The sequence below is a fragment of the Terribacillus sp. 7520-G genome (genome assembly GCF_002271665.1).
Classification (GTDB): Bacteria; Bacillota; Bacilli; order Bacillales; family Amphibacillaceae; genus Terribacillus.
On record NZ_NQFP01000007.1, the window covers coordinates 24,224 to 41,298 of the forward strand.

Genomic DNA, 17,075 nt, shown 5'->3' on the forward strand with positions numbered 1-17,075 from the left:
TGCTTGTTACTGAAACGATCCAGAAACAACGATACAGAGAAGGAGGGCTCCCAACATGACGATGGCAAATGCCCAATCGGTCCAGCGTACGTGATAGGAGCGGTAAAATGTACGGTCCCTCTCGCCTGTGAAACCTTTGGATTCCATGGCAACGGCTGTACGCTCGGCTTTGCGGATGGCGCTGGCCAGCAGCGGGAGGGTGTATTGTTTGTACCTGGTAAAACGGCTGGTCTTGGTTCTGGCGCCTCGGATGAGATGGGCTGAACGGATTGTCGATAGCTCATCCTTTAATAATGGCAGGAAGCGATAGCCGGCCAGAATACCGTACGCAAGCTTGGGTGAAACACGACATTGCTGGATCAGGCTCAAGATGAATGCCACTTTGTCTGTAGTCAGGACGAAAAGCAGGGACAGCGTGGCATAGCTGAATACGCGGATGGCCAATGCGAGTGCATCCTGTACCGTTTCCTTCGGCAAATCCCAGAACAGGAACTGCTGGGTGATGGCTGGATTTTCTGGTGTCTTTGCAAACAGCAGTGTGGAAACCAGCATGCCAAGCGCGAATAATGTGAAGGGGAGCAGATAAAGAAGATATTTCTTTATCTGTACCCTCCCGAACAGCAATGTAACAGCGATTGTCCAGCCAATATACAGAAGGAGTGCGATCGGATCAAAAAGGAAAGCGATGATGATCGCTGCAAGCGTCACGGTTCCAGCTTTGACGCTTGGGTTGATGTTATGCATAAAGGCTCGCCTCCTGTTTGCGCTTTCGATAAGCTTCTCTGGCAGGGAGGGAGAGTCCATAGTCGGTCAGATTGGCCGTGGACCAAATGGTCCCTGGCTTGTCATCCTGTACGATGCTGCCTTGCTCGACAATCAAAACGCGTGTGGCATAACGATCGACCAGCTCCATATCGTGTGTAATCATGACAATGGTGCAGCCGCGCTGGTGATGTTTGCAGATCAGATCCATCAGCACGTCGGTCGTATGGCTGTCCTGGCCGAATGTAGGTTCATCAAGGACAAGCAGCTGTGGTTCCTGGACAAGCATCGTCGCCACGCTGAGCCGTCTTTTTTGCCCCTGGCTCAAGGCGAAAGGATGCCTGTCAGCTTGTGCAGCTAATTGAATTTCCTCCAGGATATCCTGGATTCTTCCCTCGTTTATCTCCTGGCCAAAGGCAATTTCTCCCCAGACAGAGTCGGTGAGGAACTGGTGCTCTGGATTTTGGAACACATAGCCTATTTGCCGGTAAAGCTCATCCGTTTTCCAGCGGCTGAGTCTTTTGCCGAGAAATTCGACTGTTCCGTCATTGGGTTTGAGCAGACCGGTCAGCAGTTTGGAAAGAAGCGTCTTGCCGCTGCCGTTTTTTCCTGTGATTGCCAGGAATTCACCCTGCTGGATGTCGAGGGACGGGATGTTCAGCAAGACTTTTTCTTGATGTTGAAAAACAGCATTTTCCATACGGATGAGTTTATCCCTGGATTGTATTGTTTCCGCTGCTGATGCCTGGAACTGCAAACCATCGGGAAGCAGGTTGATCGTAAGCGGCCAAGGCTTCGGAAGCTGTGCTTGCTTGGCGAGGCGAACAGCTTCGGGCAGCCAAATGCCGCGCCGCCCCAGTTCCTCATCATAAAGATTGATGGCATCATCCAGTGCACCATCGAAGAATAGGGTGCCGTCACGATCTAATAATAAAGCACGATTGACGATCGGCAGCCAGTAATCGATATTATGTTCGATGATCAGGAGCGTGATATCCTGTTGTTCCTGTAAACGGCGGATAGTTTGCACAAGATCTTTACTCGCAGCCGGATCCAGATTGGCCGTCGGCTCATCGAGAATGAGCAATTTAGGCTGGAGCGCCAGCACTGCTGCCAATGCCACCTTTTGTTTCTGTCCGCCGGAAAGGGTATGAATCCGGTCCTTTCGCCTGTGCTGTAAACCGACAAGATGGAGGACACGATCAATTTCTGCATCCATCATTCCTGCAGGCAGCTTCTTATTTTCCAGCCCGAAGGCAATTTCATCCTCCACCGTCAGCATGCAAAATTGAGTTTCGGGATCTTGGAATACAGTCCCGACCTCCAAATTGATTTTCCCGCTTTTGTAATCCTCGATATTCGTACCGGCAAAGAAGATGTCACCGCTCATTTCCCCGTCGAGCTCTTTCGGATATAAACCATTCAGGCAATAGGTGAGTGTGCTTTTCCCGGAACCGCTTGGTCCAAGAAGGAGCATGCTGTCACCTTCCAGCATCCTAAAGCTCAACTTGGATAAAGTGGGGCTGCTTTCTTCCGCGAAGGCAACGGTCAGCTGGTCGACTTCCAGAATCGGCTTTTTCATCCTGCTTTTCGCTGGCGATGCATTTTGCCGAGCGGGAAGCTCGTCAACGTTCCTGTTTTAGCCAGCGCCTCACTGATAGCTTTACCGATCAGGCCGCTAATGACAGCGCCGCTGATGATCCGTACTATCAACATAAGCGCAACATAGGAAGGATCAAGCGCGGCAAAGCCTCCGCGGAAGTATCCCCAGATGAAGCTTGTGATGGCGGCGCCCACGCCGGCACCCATCAATACGAACACATGATAAGAACGATAGCGTGTCATGGCAAATACAGCTTCTGAACCAAGTCCCTGCACGATAGCCGTAAGGATGACGATTGGACCGGCACTGCTGCCGATCAGCACCTCGACGATGCCGGCAATCGTTTCCGAAACAAGGGCGACACCAGGTTTTTGGATGATATAGGCAGCCACGATGGAGACAAGGAACCAGACTCCAAAGATGATATCGGTCCCGATCGGTCCGACAAGCCCCATCATCACCACGTTGACAGGCAGGAATAATAGATACACAATACCGAATACGACAGCAAGCGCAGCCATGACGACAATATCCTTCATCCGCCAGCTTTTCATTTGATCACATCCTTGGCAGAAGGACTGTTAGCTGACATGGTGACCGTCATGACGGTATGGGAAGATCCGGAGCTCTCCGTTTCGGTGAATACATGCTCCAATCCTTCAAAAACATCAACGGCATTGCCATCAAGCCGGGTGGAATAATGAGACTTGGATACAGCGATACCGTGAGAGCGCATATTCTCGATCTGGCTGTAGATGGTGTCCATATAATTGCCGCCGCCTAATGGATAGAGCGAGAATTTGGATGCGGTATCCAGCTTCATGCCTCCCGTGGTCGGAAGGTTGAGCTTGACCTCGTCTTCGGCCATATAGACATCTCCTGCAGAATCACCAGGACAGCCGATCGAGTAAGTGCCATTGAACACGACATGCTCACCGTCTTTGGCTGCTGCCAAAAATATAGCAGAGGTGACATCGAATACATGCGGAATCCTTCCGCGCACAAGCGTTGTCACATCATCCGTCTCGATCCATACTTTTGAGGTATCGACGGCTTCCAATGCCTCCAAAATGATTTCCTTGAATCTGTCCGCCATCGGGTAAACCGAAAAGCTGCAGCCTGCGATTCTGCTTGTTCCGCATTGATTTTGCATTTCCATAAAGAATCCTCCTGATTTTTTGCAAATAAAAAAGCGACGGCACCATAGGGCGCAGTCGCAGAATATACACAAAAGAATAGGACCATTCTGGCTGCACTTCCCCACGCTGGTATTATCCAGATCGAGTTCAAAGGGTCAGAATCACATGATTCCTCTCAGCCGTTGCCAGCTCCCCCAGTGCGTCGCTCGTTATGCAATTGATAGGTTAATAGTAAAAAAAGAAAAACGATTTGTAAAGGGTTTCTTGTTGGACCATCTGATTTTTTGTTGTGCATCAGTCGATGATGATAATCTTGACAAGCTATTTCTTTTTGATCGTTATTGTCCAAGCGGCCTCACCCAATTGCTCATATGCAGTTACTTCATGACCTGCTTCGGCAGCCCATCTGGGAATGGATTCGGTTCCCTGGGTGCAATCGAATTGCACCTCCAGCTCATCGCCGGAATGCAGGTCTTTTATGGCTTCCTTTGCTTCCACTAATGGGAAGGGGCAGACCATTCCCATTACTTCCAATGTTTTCTTCATTTGAATACACTCCTTTATGCTGGTATTGCATGTGTTGATTGTCTGGTTTTCTTACGCGGCCGTACATAGACAAAGTAAGAAGCTGTCCATGTTCCTAAAATCATGAATGCCAACGAAATCCATCCTTGCCACGTCATCATGGCAGTCATCACAAGACCGTTGCCGATCGAACAGCCGCCCGCTAAGGCTGCACCGAAGCCCATCATGATTCCGCCGCTGAAGCTTTGGATGGTTGTTTTCACATCAGGCAGCCTGAACCGGAATTCACCGCTCATTTTTGCTGCGAACAAAGATCCTATGAAGATGCCAAGCACAAGGAAGACACCCCAGTTGATGAAGCTCCATTCCCCTGTCACTAAAAATTGAAGGATATTTGCAGAAGGCGTCGTGATGCCCAAACCTGAGATGCGTCCGGCAGCAACACTCAATGGCCAAGCCAGGATAGCAATGAGCCCGATGAGAATTGCCGTTATGAAAGGATGCCAGCGCTTCTCGAATAGAATATGTGCCAGACCAGTTCTTTTTGGCTTCAAACCAGGAATCTTTACTTGTGGTTTGCGCAGCGTACGATAAACGATCAACCCGACTATCACAGTGAATAAGCCGATCAATATCCAATTGTTCACCCCGAAAGTTGCGGCGATGGAGTTATTCTCCAGCTGTACTTCTTTTACCGTTGTGTCCAAGGGCAGCAATGCACCAGACTTCATCATGGCAGCTGTAAGCATATAACCTGCCAGTGCAATCCAGCTGCCGATCAGACCTTCCCCGGCACGATACCAAGTGCCTGTTGCACAGCCGCCAGCAAAAACAATACCGATACCAAAGATGAAAGAACCGATGATTACCGCAATGATGGGCAGTGTACCTGCACTGAATTCAAAAACTCCCAAACTGATCAATGTATAAACGCCGATACTTTGAATGGCAATTGCAATCAGCAGGGCATAAAACATCCGGTTATCTTTCGCTAAATACATATCGCGAAAGCCGCCTGTCAAACAAAAACGGCCCCGCTGCATGACAAAGCCAAGCAGGGCTCCGCATAACAAGCCTGTTAAGATCATTTGGATCATCGAAACACCCCTTCTTAACCCGAGTATTCTTATAAGTTTTTATGATAATGCTTCCCTCCCTCAGAATCAACCCCTAATTTTGGTTTATTCTGAATTTGACGAGTGATGGTTATTTTTGCTAAGTGAAAATTGTGATAAAGTTGGTCAAAAGGGGGTAGTTGGGGTGAAGCGATTCATTTTGCTGTTCTTGCTGTTGGTTTTGTTCGGATGCGCAAGAGAGCTGGAACCGAGTCGATATGGAAATGGCATAAGCGGAACGAATCCGTCCATATCACTTGAGATAAAAGACAGCACCATTGCTGCTCCTATTGAAATACCTTACGTAGTTATGAATGAAAGTGATTTAACCTTGGCGGAGGGACGGGATTTTGTGATAGAAAAATATGATGACGCACAACAAAAATGGTTTCAAGTTCCTTTTAAAAGGGATAGTGCAGTCCAATCGGATGGCTGGATCATTGAGCCCGGTACCAATAGCGAAGGATCCATTGAAACGGACCTCCTTGATCACAGATTCACCGAGGGTGATTACCGGCTGATAAAGGAGCTTTCATCAGATGGGAAGGGAATAGTTGTATATGATGAATTCACCGTCGGGAATTAAGTTACCGAACAAGGAAGGATCAGCATATTTCGTGGGATGATAAGACAGCCATCCAAGAAGCTCTGGAAGGCAGTTTCATGATGATTATGCCACCATGAGGAGGGAATGGATCGTGCATCGGTTCATGCGGAGGGAAAACAATGTGTATGAACTGCATCCTGAAGCAGTGCGGCCAATCATTTTCTAATGCACGAAAAGATCTTCTTGCAGCTTGGCTGAGATCCTCTTTTTCATCATATCGACATTATTTAGCAGTGCGGTGTCATACTAAACATCAGAAGACAGCTTTCCAACAAAGAATATCCTTTCCGGCTATGTAAATGGCTGCTGAGAAGAAGGTGGGCAAACGTGAACAAAGCGAATAAGGCATCCATTGAGTCAGCTACATCAATGGATTTGCATTCCATACAAACATTATTTGATGAAAGCAATGCGGAACTCCAAAAAAGCGGGATATTTCAATGGGATGAAAACTATCCCAACCTGACTTACTTTAAAGAAAAAATTGAAGCCAAGGAATTATATGTACTGAAAAGAGAGGAACGAGTCCTGGGAGCGGTTGTATTGAATGAATGGGAATCCCCGGAATGGGAGAGAGTGGATTGGCGCAGCAAAAAAGGCAGCAATTTAATTCTCCACACTTTTTGTATACATCCTGAGGCACAAGGGAAAGGATATGGAGGAAAAATACTGCAATTCGCCGAGGAAACGGCATTGAAACAAGGGTATGCCGGTATTCGCTTGGACACCTTTTCCAAGAACCGAAATGCATTGGGTTTTTACGAGAAAAAAGGCTATGTAAAAGTTGGGAAGATTATATTCGAATCCAAGCCGGTGAATAATCAGTTGTATTTCTGTTTTGACAAGATATTTGCCGACTAAGATTTACTGTAAGACGGATTATTTGATGACTGAATTGTATCTAGGATAAAATAAATAGGCTTATCAAGGATATATGGGAAAGAGGGACGGATATGAATTTGTCAGGAAATACAGTATTGATCACGGGCGGAGCTTCCGGGATCGGTTTTGCTTTTGCGGAAAGGTTCATCAAAGCTGGCAGCAAGGTGATCGTTTGCGGACGCCGGGAAGCAAAACTCCAGGAAGCAAAGGAAAAGTATCCGGATCTTATCACACGCGTGGCGGATGTTTCATCGGAAACAGATCGCATCGAGCTGTTCGATTGGGTGACAGAAAACCATCCAGAGGTGAATGTACTTGTAAATAATGCGGGAATCCAGCAGCGCTATAATATTCTGACAGCTGATGCGAAAGATAACTGGAGTTATTTCAATCAAGAAATAACAGCGAATATCGAGGCGCCGATGCATCTTGCCATGCTGTTTGCGCCATATTTCGCAAAGAAAGATGCTGCAGCTATCATTAATGTCACTTCCGGCTTAGGATTTACGCCAATGGCGATCGCACCGATTTATTCGGCTACCAAAGCAGCAATGCACTCCTTTACGGTCAGCATCAGACACCAGCTCTCCGACACTTCTGTCCAAGTAATCGAGGTGGCGCCTCCAGCAGTGAATACGGATCTGGGCGGCGTAGGGCTGCACACATTCGGAACCCCGGTGGATGAGTTTGCCGATGCGATATTTGAACAAATGGAAGCAGGCAGCTTGGAAATGGGCTACGCCCGATCCGAAAAAGCCAGGAAAATGACCAGGGAAGAAATCGATGAAGCTGTCGCTGGTATGTACGAGAATATGAAGGGCTCGATTCAATAAAGCGAAAGAAGGACCCTATGGTGAACAGTCATGTTCACCATAGGGTCCTTTTATCATGCAGCCATCAATCAAAGCAATAATGGATTTTCTGGTATGGTTTACGGAATTCAATGACCTCTTTCCGGATTTTTTCCGGTGTTTTTTTATCCTCCAATACAGCTAAAATGAAATCTGCGATTGTGTCCATATCTTTTTCTTTCATCCCTAATCTGGTCACTTCAGTCGTCCCGATGCGCAAACCGCTTGGATAATCCCAATCCTCAGGCCGGTCAGTCGGAATGAGGTTTTTATTTGTAATGATATTCGCTTGTCCGAGTTTTTTGGCGATGTCCAGTCCGTTTCCAAAAGCACGGACATCGGCAATGACCTGATGTGTGCGGGTGAAGCCTTTATGGGCTCCGAGCATCGTCAGCCCTCGTTCCTGGAGGGCAGTCCCCAAGGCTTGTGCATTTTTGACAATTTGTGCCATATATTCTTCGCCAAAAGCAAGGAATTCTGCTGCCGCTGCGGCTAATGCAGCCACTCGATTCACTTGATGTGTTGCAGCCAAAGCCGGGAAGATGGCATCTGTTACCGATTTATTGATTTCTGGATCATTCCATACGATGATGCCGCTTTGCGGTCCGCTGAATGTTTTACCGGCAGAGCCAGTCATGATCACAGCACCTTCCCGAAGTGGATCCTGGAATTGTCCGCCGCCGATCAGGCCGAGCTGATGCGCACCATCAAAGAATATTTTTCCGCCCCATTCTGCCACGATGGCGGACATTTCTTTCAAAGGGAAGGGAAATAATGTCATGGATGCTCCGAGTGCCACGAGTTTGGGTTTGATTTCACGTGCTTTTGCTTTGAAAGCATCCAAATCAACTGTCAATTCTGCGGGATCCATCGGAACATCATGAATATTCAAGCCGCGTATACCCGCAGGACCGTCGTTACGATTGCTGGAGTGACCGCCTGTTGGTTGCGGGATCGTCATGATGTCATCACCAGGCTTGGTCAATGCTGTGTAAACTGTCAGGTTGCCAAGCATACTTGCGACAAGTCGGTGATCTGCATAATTTGATTTGAAAACTTTTTTCAGCAATTCCACACAGAGCGATTCAATTTCGTCGATATGAGTGGTTCCGGCAAACCAGCGCTGGGTGGGGCCGATATGGCCCTCAGCAGCTCGGGTGCCAGCTTCTGATGCCAGAAGGTTTCTGACTGTGGGGCTTGTCGGTGCCTCGGGAGCAAGAAGGTTAAGACATTCCTCTCCGCGCCAGATGGCATTTCGCTGTACTGCATGGATGACTTCCTGCTGCATGAGACGGGGAGAGGCGCAATTGTTGAGTATATCACGTGCCCTTTGCAGAACGGATGGATCATGTACCTCATGCTGCTGAACCTGTTCACTGATCGTAACCATGAAATAACCCCTTTCTTTAAAACCTAAAACCAATATATCAATTTGGTGGTTTTGTGTCATCATAGCATGGAATAAGCTGCCGTACTATTAGTTTGTAAGAAAAATTACCAATTAAATGCAAAAAAGCTGCTTTGAGGAAAGCAGCTTTAACTGGAGGTGTCGCTGGTAAGCTGACTGGATAAACTCAGCCAGTTTTGTTTCAGTAATCCTGGAAGATCGCTTTTATCCTTTTCGATCGACTGGATGATAGCATGATGCTGTTTTACCGAATTCATGCCATCGAATGCATTGAACTTCAAAAGTTCCAGCCGCCTGATCTTAGGCATCAGCCGCTCCAGCGCTACCATAATCTCTGGATTACGGGATGCTCTGAGAATCACTTCATGGAATCGATCGTCCAGCTGGATCGCCTCCAATCGCTTTTCTTCTTTAATGGCAGATTCAAAATCGGCATTTATTTTCCGCATATGTACAGCATGTTCTTCCGTCAAATGGGGAACTGCCAGGCGGGCTGCCAGCTCGTGGAGGGAGGCCACGACGGTGAAAGCATCCTTGGCTTGCCGTTTGTCTACCAGGCTGACCTTTGTTTCAGAACCAGGGGAAGAAATGATTAAACCTTCATCCTCCAATCGTTTGAATGCTTCTCTGACAGGGGTTCTGCTGACACCGAATTCTTCTGCCAATAGCTTGTCATTCACGCGCTCACCAGGCTCCAGTTCCAAATTGATGATTGCGTTTCTTAGTTGCTGATACACTTGATCACGTAAAGATATGCGAGGGATTTGATTTATACTTTTCATAAAATCAATATATCACATTTGAGAGCGATGAACAGAGTGGCGTTTTGTCCTTGTCCATATAAAATTCGATTCAGCCGGCAAGGACTTAAGAACTTCCCTGCTTTCATTTGACTTATTATGCTTCAGCCATTTTACGAATACATTATTTGATATATGTGAAACATTTCTGTCTTCTATACCGTATAAGCGGTATGACTTCAAAAGGAGGAACAGGATGATTTTTCTTATTGCATTAGCCAGTCTTACGGGCTTTATCCTGATCGCTTTAGCGGATTTGGCAGCTGGAGGGGGAAGGGCAAAGCTTAAGCAATACTTAGCTGCAGGCATTGCAGCTTACCTTGTACTGCTCATCACTATCTATTTCGTTTTACCAGCATTCATCATTCAAAATATCCTATGGCTGAACGCAATCGGTATATTTTTCGCTGCGTTTGGGCTCCTGGCCGGCAAACAAGCCGAAAAGAAAAAGAGGAATGCAGGCATTTCGCTTGCGGGCGTACTATTAGCGTTGCTTGTTATCGGGGCGGTCGTTTGTGTGATTGCCAATTTTGCTGTGTATCAGTCGACATATGATCATGTCGTCAAATCGAGTGAGGAAGAAGCCAAGCCGCTGGATGAGGACAAGACACCCATCGCAATTGCGCCCAGCTCGGTCCGGAACAAGATGAATAAGAAAATGAGTGTCGTGCCGGATACCCAGCTTTATCATCTCGGCAGCCTTCAGACGCAGACGGTGGGCGGAACGAATGAATATATCGCTCCAGTTGAATTCGATGGGTTTTTTAAATGGCTGAAAGGCGGGGAAACAACGGGGTACTTTGTCATTGATGCGACCGATCTCGGCGCGCAGCCAGAGTTTGTCGAAGATGAATTATCCTATGTGCCGTCGGCCTATTTTCATAAGGATCTGAAGCGTATCATCTATTCTCGTTATCCTGCCTATATCCAGGAAGGAGAGGCACGGCTGGAGGTCGATGAAGAAGGAAAGGCATGGTACGTCCAGACTGTTTACCAGCCGAAATTATTCACTCGAAAGGCGAATGGTGACGATATCCAGGTCGTCGTGGTCAATCCGTATAATGGAGAGTCTGATATATATGACGCCGACCAGGCTCCTGATTTCATCGAGAACACGATTTCACCAGAAATGGCAAGCAAGCTGAACACATATTACGGAGAGTACAGCGGCGGATTCTGGAATCGTCATTTCGGGAAAGCAGGTGTGAAAATACCGAATGATAATGGCACGGAGCACGGTGTCACAGCTGTTTTTGCCGAGGACGGCAGTATCCAGTACTTCACTGACTTCAAATCACCGAAGGAGAATATCGACTCTGCGCTTGGTTATTCGATGGTCGATGGCCGTACCGGGGAAGTGACATTCTACGGCGGGGAGAAGAACAATGGCATCATGGACTCTTCGGGAGCTGTCGAAGTCGTCGAAAAAGAATATCCCGAAAAGAAATGGGAAGGGAAGATGCCTGTTCTGTACAATATCGATGGCAATCCGACCTGGGTGATCAGTGTGCTCGATTCCAATGGGATCTTCAAGCAGTATGCGTATGTGCGCGCGAATGATTCCGACTATGTCGTCTTCGGCGATGATGCAAAAAGCACATTGGAAGCGTATCGGCTGCAGCTCGCAGCAGATATAAGTACTGCCGAATCGACTGGGGATGCACCGATGCAGCAAGTGAGCGGGGTAGTGAATCGAATTTATATTTCCGGAAATGATGCCGGGGCGAAAACGGTCCAGTTCCTGCTGAAAGATCAGGATGTCATCTACAGTATCAACTCAACCGATGCACCGTACGCAATCTTCCTGAAGGAAGGCGACAAAGTAAGCTTTGAAGCTGCGGTGCAAGACGGGGCAAAAGCAGCCACAATCGAACAAATATCCATTGAGGGATTGGATTGAATGATAGAAGCCAGCTTTCATCACGAAAGCTGGCTTTGTTCAAAGAAAAGGGGCGCTGGTATGAGTAAAGAAACAGAAACTCCGGAAATATGGAGAGAAAGATTGAGGCAAGAAGAAGTGAAACAGAATCCAGCTGGCAATGTGAGCGATGCATTCAATAAGAATGAAAATGGCAATCTCGCTGATTTGGTCGGCGGCTTGGGCTGGAAAGTGACAGGAATCAGCCTGATTGTATTGATGGTTTTTACGGCGGCATTATTATTCCTGAAAACTTGAAATATATCTAATTGATGCTGGAAAAGAAGCTGCTTTAAAAAGAGGCTGGCCACATTTCTTCCAGATTGAGCTGATACTTAATGCCGTCGCGCTATAAGAAATGATGCATGATTCATTCACGGCGGATGGTTGCATGATCATCATGATATTGCTGGATGTAAGCATGCAGTTCTTGCTCTTCATAGATATGATGTCTTTTAAGGTGCTGGATCATATAAGCCAGGACCACTGCTCTTTTTTCTGCTATGCTGGCAATTGTGTCAGCTTACCGTCCGAGATGAAAAAGTTTTTGACTGGCTCCAGCTTTTCTTCTGTATTGATCTGGTAGCTTGGATGGATTCTTTCCTTCCCGAGATGGAGGATGCTGGCTGCAAGTTTTTCCAGACGCTGTTCGTCCAAGTGAAAATAGATAGTATTGCCATCCCTGTGCTGAAAGACAATGCCATCCTCCCGCAGCTTTGTCATGTGCTGCGTTATAGTGGGGGTTTTTAAGCCAGGCTTATGTGCGATTGCCTGCCCATGAAGCGGGCCTCGCTTCAATAAGGCAATGATTCGCATTCGTGTGGCATCACCTACAGCTTTATGGAATCGGACTAATTTATCGAGCTGCATCTTTTCATCTCCTTTTTGGTTCAATTACTATCTAATTAGATTGACGTCAAATATATTTTGGTTTCGTTCGTTCCGGTCTTGGGTATAAAAAAGAAAAAAGGAAAGAGGCGGAAACTGTGCGGGCGATGCTCATCATCAATCCTTCCTCGGGGAAGGAAAAGGCAATGCAGTACGAGGAACAAGCAGTGGCGTTACTTGGAAAGCGGCATGAGCAAGTGGTGATAAAGTACACGGAAAAAGAAGGAGATGCGACCGAATTCGCTGCAGCTGCTTGTGATGGTACATATCAGACACTGCTGGCAATGGGCGGTGATGGGACAATCAATGAATGCATCAATGGCTTGGCTGAAAAAAGTCAAAAGCCCGACTTTGCTTTTGTTCCGCTTGGCACTGTGAATGATTTTGCCCGTGCCTTGAACATTCCTCGTAAGCCTGAACAGGCACTGGCTTTACTGGAGGAGTATCATACGAAAGCAGTCGATGTTGGCAAATTGGGAAATAGATATTTTATGAACGTACTTGCTGTGGGGGTGATTGCGGAAGCTGTGTATGATGTCACACCAGAAGAGAAAAGCAAGTATGGTCATTTTGCGTATTTGATGGAGGGGGCCAAGGCGTTCCGTGATAAAACTCCTTTTGGTATTCGAATCCATTCTGATGAAAAAGAAGTCTATGGCGGCAAAGCTTATATGCTGCTGGTTGCGCTGACTAATTCCGTCGCAGGTCTCGAGAAGTTTGCGGATCTGGCGGAAGTGGATGACCATCTATTCCATGTCTTCATTCTGGAGGAGTTATCCATTCCGAAGGCGGTCAAGCTGATACCTGACATCATTAAAGGGAATCTGGCATCCAATGAGCAAGTGGCTTATTTTCAATTAAGTAACATCAGCGTCGCTTCCGATACAGAGCTTGTCGTCAATATCGATGGAGATGAAGGGGAGCCGCTGCCTTTTACAGCCGAAGTCTTGCCGGGGGAAATAAATGTCATCGTACCAAAGGAGGTATGAAAAAACCTCACCTTGTCAAGGTGAGGTTGTCGTAGTTGAGCTTGAAGCATCGAGGGCAGGGAGCTCCAGCTGGTCACGCAATTCCTGTGTGGCATTGGCCAATGACGTTGGATCGGGAAGGAAAGCATAGGCATTATAGCCGGGGACGATTCCGTTGCCGCCTTGCCCTTCCAATTTCAGGCTTTCGATCGTCAAATCATTGTTTACGCCATAGGAAATGAAACTCTTCATCTCATCGAATGTCATATTCGTCGTCATGTTATTGCCGACAGCGTCGAGAAGGCTTGAATATTTAAGGACAGAGCTCATATCCGTCGCTTTATCCATCATCGCTTCGATGATCTGCTGCTGACGATCATTGCGGGCAAAGTCACTATCCTGTTTTCTTGTCCGGGCCAGGGCCAGGGCTTCTTCCCCGTTCAATGTCTGGACACCGGGCTGTAAGTGGATGGCGCCTTTTTCATCCTTGGAGTTCATTTCCTTCAATTCATATGGCACATCGACTGTGATACCGCCCAAAGCTTCGACTACGCTGATGAAAGCCTCGAAATTCACATCGATATAATAATCAACCGGCACTTGAAGGAGTTCTTCCACTGCTTCGGCAGTGGCAGTAGGGCCGCCATTGTATGAACCGTTGATTTTTGTATTGCGTTCCAAATAAGGTACATAGGTGTACGTGTCACGCGGGATGCTCAGCATCTTGATGCTTTTATCATCTTTATTGAAAGTGGCAAGAATCATCGTATCGGATCGTTTGCCGATATTATCCTGTTCCCGTTTGGCACTGGAATCGGATCCGATGAAGAGGACACTGACGCTATCTTTTGCAGGATCTACTGCACTGTCACGCAGCGTGGATTTTTCCCGGCCATCGTCCACGAAGGAATCATCGGCCAAATTCCCGGCTTTTACATAAAGATAACCAGCATATGCTGCCGGAATGAGAATCAAAAGTAAAACAATCAGAAATATATTGCGGATGATGCGCTTCTTGCGGGATTTCTTCCGCTTTTTCCGTGAGCGGCGCATCTCCTTTCTTTCATCATTTGGCATGTATGTGTTTCTCCTTTAATCTGCTAATCTGGAATTTTGTCAAAATATGTTTGGATATCCCCGAATCCTACTATATCATATCATTCGCCAACTGGGGTATCATTCTATATGATGGAGAAAAGAACCAAAAAGAAGCAGGTGATACGAGTGAAGCTGCAAAGCATCGAGGCCGCAGAAGAATTCATCAATGGCAATGGACTTGCAGTCTTGTTCATCTCCTCGCCGGGGTGCAGTGTTTGTGAAGCTTTGCTGCCTCGTATGGAGGAAATGCTGCAAAAGTATCCAAATGTACAGCTTGGATATATCGATGCTGGCGAGGTGCAGGAAGTGACAGGCAGATTCCTGGCATTCGGCGCCCCGACTATTTTGGTATTCGACGAGGGGAAGGAACAGATCAGGGAAGGCAGATTTATCCGGATGGAGGATTTCGAAGCAAAACTGGAGAAGCTCATTTCATTTCACTGACAAATTATTAAGACTTTGTAAAGAAACATACTTTCTGCAACGAAGATGATATGATTTTCGTAAATGGACTAGTTCCTTTCCGGGAGGTAAATCTATGTTCAAAAAATTCATCCGTAAAATAACAGAATCCGGCGGCGGCAGCAGTCATCGCCGTGGCAGAAGATATGACTCCAGCGGCTATCGAGGCCGCCGTTATGATTCCAGCGGCCATCGCGGCAGAAGGCATTATGGCTCGAGCGGCAGCAGTGGATATGGCCGTAATCGCTATGGCGGCAGCAGCCGTTACAAGCGCCGGGGATACGGAAGCAGCAGTTAATCTGCTGCTTCTTTTGCTTTTTCCAGCGCATCGATTGCTTCCGAGGTGGAACGAAATGGTTCCCGGATGCCCAATAACCTTTCAAGAACATGTCTGCATGCATTTGATAAAGTAAGCTCTTCCGTCCATGGAAGGGCTTTTTGATTGGTTTTCTCAAAGGTTGTGTATAGAAGATAAAGCAGAATATCCCCTAAATCGAACAGATCCTGCTCCAGACGATTTTGTTCAGCCGTGGTCCTTGGGCCGCAGAACTGCCTGGCCAGCCCAAAGTCGATCAGCGAGGCATGTCCATCTGCCAGCATGACATTTGGGATACGGATGTCACCGTGGTAAATGCGGCGATCATGCAAATAGGCAGCAATGCTTGCTATATCGATGGTCAGCTCAAGTGCCTCTTTTTCACGATATTGTTTTTTTGTATCGAATATGTGCTGTTCCAGATTCTCGCCAGCAACGAAATCCATGACAAAAAAGTAGCCGTCATCCGTGTGGAAAAAGGAGGAAGAAGCTGGAATGGAAGGATGATCCAATTCTTTTAGCAATTCGTATTCCTGCTGGAACATGCGGAAGTATTTCTTTCGTTTCTGTCGGCTGCGGCGAAGCTGTTTCACGGTACATGTTTGCTGCTGCACGATATCTTCGCAAAGATAAGTCGTTCCGTAGCTGCCGGAGCCGAGTTTGCGGATGACGCGGTATCTTTCGGCAATGGAAGCTCCTTGAGGATATGTTTTATCGACAAGATAGCGGTGCAGCAGGCGAAAAGGTCTGAAAGCGTGATAGAACATGTAAAAACCCCGTTCTTTTTTATTTTCAGTATATAGGCTTGTCTGCGTGTTGCAAAGTCTGTTGTCAGAATATATAATAATATTAAAGTGATATCACTTTAATATAAAAATGTAGGAGTGACGTGTATGAAAGAAAAACAAGCAGCTGCCTTGAATGGGTTCCTAGGTGTACTGATCATCCTCATATGTGCTGGTGCAGGTGTATTCAGTTTGGTGCAGCAGGCGATCATCCCGGCTATCCTGTTGTTCATGGTTGCTGTACTGCTGGTAACCGGCGTCGTCATTGTACCCCCTAATCAAGCCTACGTCGTGACATTCTTCGGGAAGTATGTCGGTACAATCCGAGCCAATGGTTTGTTCCTGACTATTCCACTTACAACCAGACAGCGGATCACATTGCGTATCCGCAACTTCAATTCCAAGACACTTAAAGTGAATGACGTAGAAGGTAATCCGATTGAAATCGCTGCAGTGATTGTGTATCGTGTAATTGATACAGCGAAAGCGGCATTCAACGTGGATGATTACGAAGAATTTGTTGCTATCCAAAGCGAGACTGCCGTCCGGCATATCGCTTCCAACTATCCCTACGATAATTTCACTGAAACGGGCATCTCCCTGCGCGAGAATGGGGATGAAATCACTGGTAAGCTGCAAGCGGAACTGGAAGCACGCCTGAATGAAGCGGGAGTGGAAGTGATGGAAGCACGATTCACTCATTTGGCATATTCAACCGAAATTGCCCAGGCAATGCTGCAGCGCCAGCAGGCTGCTGCGATTATCGCAGCTCGTAAGATGATTGTCCAAGGGGCGGTCGGTATGTCGATGGATGCTGTTGAAGCTTTGAATGATGGCGAACTGGAGCTGGATCCGGAGCGTAAGGCGCAGATGGTGAACAATTTGATGGTGGCCATTGTTTCCGACCGCGGGACACAGCCCGTCGTAAACAATGGATCACTGTATTAA

At 47.2% G+C, this 17,075-nt stretch carries 21 protein-coding genes, 1 pseudogene and 1 riboswitch; of the genes and pseudogenes, 10 read left to right on the plus strand and 12 right to left on the minus strand.

Features of this window, described 5'->3' with window-relative positions; translation table 11 throughout:
• Nucleotides 1–6: 6 nt before the first annotated feature.
• The 6 genes from CHH53_RS02315 to CHH53_RS02340 all read right to left on the minus strand — a co-directional run bounded on the left by CHH53_RS02315 (nt 7) and on the right by CHH53_RS02340 (nt 5,126).
• The gene (locus CHH53_RS02315) at nt 7–744 is read right to left on the minus strand and encodes an energy-coupling factor transporter transmembrane component T family protein (RefSeq protein ID WP_095214519.1); all 738 of its coding nucleotides are present in this window, start codon (nt 742–744) and stop codon (nt 7–9) included.
• The gene (locus tag CHH53_RS02320; RefSeq protein WP_095214520.1) at nt 737–2,344 is read right to left on the minus strand and encodes an ABC transporter ATP-binding protein; all 1,608 of its coding nucleotides are present in this window, start codon (nt 2,342–2,344) and stop codon (nt 737–739) included. Before CHH53_RS02320 ends, CHH53_RS02315 begins: the two co-directional genes overlap by 8 nt.
• Nucleotides 2,341–2,919, minus strand: coding sequence for an ECF transporter S component (locus tag CHH53_RS02325; protein ID WP_095214521.1), 579 nt, complete (start codon nt 2,917–2,919; stop codon nt 2,341–2,343). Before CHH53_RS02325 ends, CHH53_RS02320 begins: the two co-directional genes overlap by 4 nt.
• Entirely contained in the window at nt 2,916–3,524 is a 609-nt protein-coding gene (locus tag CHH53_RS02330; RefSeq protein WP_369819852.1) for a YkoF family thiamine/hydroxymethylpyrimidine-binding protein, read from the minus strand. The genes CHH53_RS02325 and CHH53_RS02330 overlap by 4 nt, the downstream gene beginning before the upstream one ends.
• An 81-nt stretch (nt 3,525–3,605) precedes the next feature.
• Nucleotides 3,606–3,710: riboswitch (TPP riboswitch) on the minus strand.
• 115 nt (nt 3,711–3,825) lie between these two features.
• Nucleotides 3,826–4,050: a sulfurtransferase TusA family protein gene (locus CHH53_RS02335; protein WP_095214522.1), complete on the minus strand. Its 225-nt coding sequence runs from the start codon at nt 4,048–4,050 to the stop codon at nt 3,826–3,828.
• Between the two features lie 14 nt (nt 4,051–4,064).
• The gene (locus tag CHH53_RS02340) at nt 4,065–5,126 is read right to left on the minus strand and encodes a YeeE/YedE family protein (RefSeq protein ID WP_158221455.1); all 1,062 of its coding nucleotides are present in this window, start codon (nt 5,124–5,126) and stop codon (nt 4,065–4,067) included.
• Nucleotides 5,127–5,289: 163 nt separating this feature from the next.
• Between CHH53_RS02340 and CHH53_RS02345 the strand changes: the two genes are divergently transcribed.
• The 4 genes and pseudogenes from CHH53_RS02345 to CHH53_RS02360 all read left to right on the plus strand — a co-directional run bounded on the left by CHH53_RS02345 (nt 5,290) and on the right by CHH53_RS02360 (nt 7,466).
• Nucleotides 5,290–5,730, plus strand: coding sequence for an immunoglobulin-like domain-containing protein (locus CHH53_RS02345; protein WP_095214523.1), 441 nt, complete (start codon nt 5,290–5,292; stop codon nt 5,728–5,730).
• Between the two features lie 79 nt (nt 5,731–5,809).
• Nucleotides 5,810–5,917 (plus strand): annotated as a pseudogene (locus tag CHH53_RS02350) (DUF2087 domain-containing protein); the annotation flags it as partial.
• Nucleotides 5,918–6,078: 161 nt separating this feature from the next.
• The gene (locus CHH53_RS02355) at nt 6,079–6,612 is read left to right on the plus strand and encodes a GNAT family N-acetyltransferase (protein WP_095214524.1); all 534 of its coding nucleotides are present in this window, start codon (nt 6,079–6,081) and stop codon (nt 6,610–6,612) included.
• A gap of 92 nt (nt 6,613–6,704) precedes the next feature.
• On the plus strand, nt 6,705–7,466 hold the full coding sequence (locus CHH53_RS02360) for an SDR family oxidoreductase (protein ID WP_095214525.1): 762 nt from the start codon (nt 6,705–6,707) through the stop codon (nt 7,464–7,466).
• Nucleotides 7,467–7,530: 64 nt separating this feature from the next.
• Here the strand turns inward: CHH53_RS02360 and CHH53_RS02365 are convergent, their stop codons facing one another.
• Together CHH53_RS02365 and CHH53_RS02370 are read right to left on the minus strand one after the other, a co-directional pair.
• On the minus strand, nt 7,531–8,874 hold the full coding sequence (locus CHH53_RS02365; RefSeq protein WP_095214526.1) for a serine hydroxymethyltransferase: 1,344 nt from the start codon (nt 8,872–8,874) through the stop codon (nt 7,531–7,533).
• 146 nt (nt 8,875–9,020) lie between these two features.
• Nucleotides 9,021–9,674 carry a GntR family transcriptional regulator gene (locus tag CHH53_RS02370; RefSeq protein WP_095214527.1) on the minus strand — a complete coding sequence of 218 codons (654 nt, stop codon included), beginning with the start codon at nt 9,672–9,674 and terminating at the stop codon, nt 9,021–9,023.
• A 214-nt stretch (nt 9,675–9,888) separates the two neighbouring features.
• Here CHH53_RS02370 and CHH53_RS02375 point away from each other — a divergent pair, with 214 nt between their 5' ends.
• Entirely contained in the window at nt 9,889–11,592 is a 1,704-nt protein-coding gene (locus CHH53_RS02375; RefSeq protein WP_095214528.1) for a DNA-binding protein, read from the plus strand.
• A 60-nt stretch (nt 11,593–11,652) separates the two neighbouring features.
• Nucleotides 11,653–11,868 carry a DUF6366 family protein gene (locus CHH53_RS02380; protein ID WP_095214804.1) on the plus strand — a complete coding sequence of 72 codons (216 nt, stop codon included), beginning with the start codon at nt 11,653–11,655 and terminating at the stop codon, nt 11,866–11,868.
• 112 nt (nt 11,869–11,980) lie between these two features.
• Here CHH53_RS02380 and CHH53_RS17855 read toward each other — a convergent pair whose 3' ends face one another.
• Together CHH53_RS17855 and CHH53_RS02385 are read right to left on the minus strand one after the other, a co-directional pair.
• Nucleotides 11,981–12,082 (minus strand): DUF2087 domain-containing protein, encoded by a 102-nt coding sequence (locus CHH53_RS17855; RefSeq protein WP_340082909.1) that lies wholly within the window; start codon nt 12,080–12,082, stop codon nt 11,981–11,983.
• Nucleotides 12,083–12,111: 29 nt separating this feature from the next.
• Nucleotides 12,112–12,480 carry an ArsR/SmtB family transcription factor gene (locus tag CHH53_RS02385; protein WP_340082199.1) on the minus strand — a complete coding sequence of 123 codons (369 nt, stop codon included), beginning with the start codon at nt 12,478–12,480 and terminating at the stop codon, nt 12,112–12,114.
• Between the two features lie 125 nt (nt 12,481–12,605).
• Here CHH53_RS02385 and CHH53_RS02390 point away from each other — a divergent pair, with 125 nt between their 5' ends.
• The gene (locus CHH53_RS02390; RefSeq protein ID WP_095214805.1) at nt 12,606–13,487 is read left to right on the plus strand and encodes a diacylglycerol/lipid kinase family protein; all 882 of its coding nucleotides are present in this window, start codon (nt 12,606–12,608) and stop codon (nt 13,485–13,487) included.
• A gap of 15 nt (nt 13,488–13,502) precedes the next feature.
• On the opposite strand, the gene CHH53_RS02395 is transcribed toward CHH53_RS02390, so the two are convergent.
• Complete coding sequence (locus CHH53_RS02395) at nt 13,503–14,543, minus strand: LCP family protein (protein ID WP_095214529.1); 1,041 nt, start codon at nt 14,541–14,543, stop codon at nt 13,503–13,505.
• A gap of 108 nt (nt 14,544–14,651) precedes the next feature.
• Between CHH53_RS02395 and CHH53_RS02400 the strand changes: the two genes are divergently transcribed.
• Nucleotides 14,652–15,008, plus strand: coding sequence for a thioredoxin family protein (locus tag CHH53_RS02400; RefSeq protein WP_095214530.1), 357 nt, complete (start codon nt 14,652–14,654; stop codon nt 15,006–15,008).
• Between the two features lie 94 nt (nt 15,009–15,102).
• The gene (locus CHH53_RS02405; RefSeq protein WP_095214531.1) at nt 15,103–15,324 is read left to right on the plus strand and encodes a hypothetical protein; all 222 of its coding nucleotides are present in this window, start codon (nt 15,103–15,105) and stop codon (nt 15,322–15,324) included.
• On the opposite strand, the gene CHH53_RS02410 is transcribed toward CHH53_RS02405, so the two are convergent.
• Nucleotides 15,321–16,109: a serine/threonine protein kinase gene (locus CHH53_RS02410; RefSeq protein ID WP_095214532.1), complete on the minus strand. Its 789-nt coding sequence runs from the start codon at nt 16,107–16,109 to the stop codon at nt 15,321–15,323. The two genes, CHH53_RS02405 and CHH53_RS02410, sit on opposite strands and share 4 nt — an antisense overlap.
• Nucleotides 16,110–16,235: 126 nt before the next feature.
• On the opposite strand from CHH53_RS02410, the gene CHH53_RS02415 reads away from it, so the two are divergent.
• Nucleotides 16,236–17,075: an SPFH domain-containing protein gene (locus CHH53_RS02415; protein WP_095214533.1), complete on the plus strand. Its 840-nt coding sequence runs from the start codon at nt 16,236–16,238 to the stop codon at nt 17,073–17,075.

Bases quoted from the DNA above. Each gene is read 5' to 3' on its own strand.
- CHH53_RS17855 (WP_340082909.1), bottom strand. From the start codon at position 12,082: ATGATCCAGCACCTTAAAAGACATCATATCTATGAAGAGCAAGAACTG.
- CHH53_RS02390 (WP_095214805.1), top strand. From the start codon at position 12,606: ATGCTCATCATCAATCCTTCCTCGGGGAAGGAAAAGGCAATGCAGTAC.
- CHH53_RS02330 (WP_369819852.1), bottom strand. From the start codon at position 3,524: ATGGAAATGCAAAATCAATGCGGAACAAGCAGAATCGCAGGCTGCAGC.
- CHH53_RS02410 (WP_095214532.1), bottom strand. From the start codon at position 16,109: ATGTTCTATCACGCTTTCAGACCTTTTCGCCTGCTGCACCGCTATCTT.
- CHH53_RS02325 (WP_095214521.1), bottom strand. From the start codon at position 2,919: ATGAAAAGCTGGCGGATGAAGGATATTGTCGTCATGGCTGCGCTTGCT.
- CHH53_RS02375 (WP_095214528.1), top strand. From the start codon at position 9,889: ATGATTTTTCTTATTGCATTAGCCAGTCTTACGGGCTTTATCCTGATC.
- CHH53_RS02315 (WP_095214519.1), bottom strand. From the start codon at position 744: ATGCATAACATCAACCCAAGCGTCAAAGCTGGAACCGTGACGCTTGCA.
- CHH53_RS02335 (WP_095214522.1), bottom strand. From the start codon at position 4,050: ATGAAGAAAACATTGGAAGTAATGGGAATGGTCTGCCCCTTCCCATTA.
- CHH53_RS02360 (WP_095214525.1), top strand. From the start codon at position 6,705: ATGAATTTGTCAGGAAATACAGTATTGATCACGGGCGGAGCTTCCGGG.
- CHH53_RS02415 (WP_095214533.1), top strand. From the start codon at position 16,236: ATGAAAGAAAAACAAGCAGCTGCCTTGAATGGGTTCCTAGGTGTACTG.
- CHH53_RS02395 (WP_095214529.1), bottom strand. From the start codon at position 14,543: ATGCCAAATGATGAAAGAAAGGAGATGCGCCGCTCACGGAAAAAGCGG.
- CHH53_RS02320 (WP_095214520.1), bottom strand. From the start codon at position 2,344: ATGAAAAAGCCGATTCTGGAAGTCGACCAGCTGACCGTTGCCTTCGCG.
- CHH53_RS02385 (WP_340082199.1), bottom strand. From the start codon at position 12,480: ATGCAGCTCGATAAATTAGTCCGATTCCATAAAGCTGTAGGTGATGCC.
- CHH53_RS02405 (WP_095214531.1), top strand. From the start codon at position 15,103: ATGTTCAAAAAATTCATCCGTAAAATAACAGAATCCGGCGGCGGCAGC.
- CHH53_RS02380 (WP_095214804.1), top strand. From the start codon at position 11,653: ATGAGTAAAGAAACAGAAACTCCGGAAATATGGAGAGAAAGATTGAGG.
- CHH53_RS02400 (WP_095214530.1), top strand. From the start codon at position 14,652: ATGATGGAGAAAAGAACCAAAAAGAAGCAGGTGATACGAGTGAAGCTG.
- CHH53_RS02365 (WP_095214526.1), bottom strand. From the start codon at position 8,874: ATGGTTACGATCAGTGAACAGGTTCAGCAGCATGAGGTACATGATCCA.
- CHH53_RS02340 (WP_158221455.1), bottom strand. From the start codon at position 5,126: ATGATCCAAATGATCTTAACAGGCTTGTTATGCGGAGCCCTGCTTGGC.
- CHH53_RS02370 (WP_095214527.1), bottom strand. From the start codon at position 9,674: ATGAAAAGTATAAATCAAATCCCTCGCATATCTTTACGTGATCAAGTG.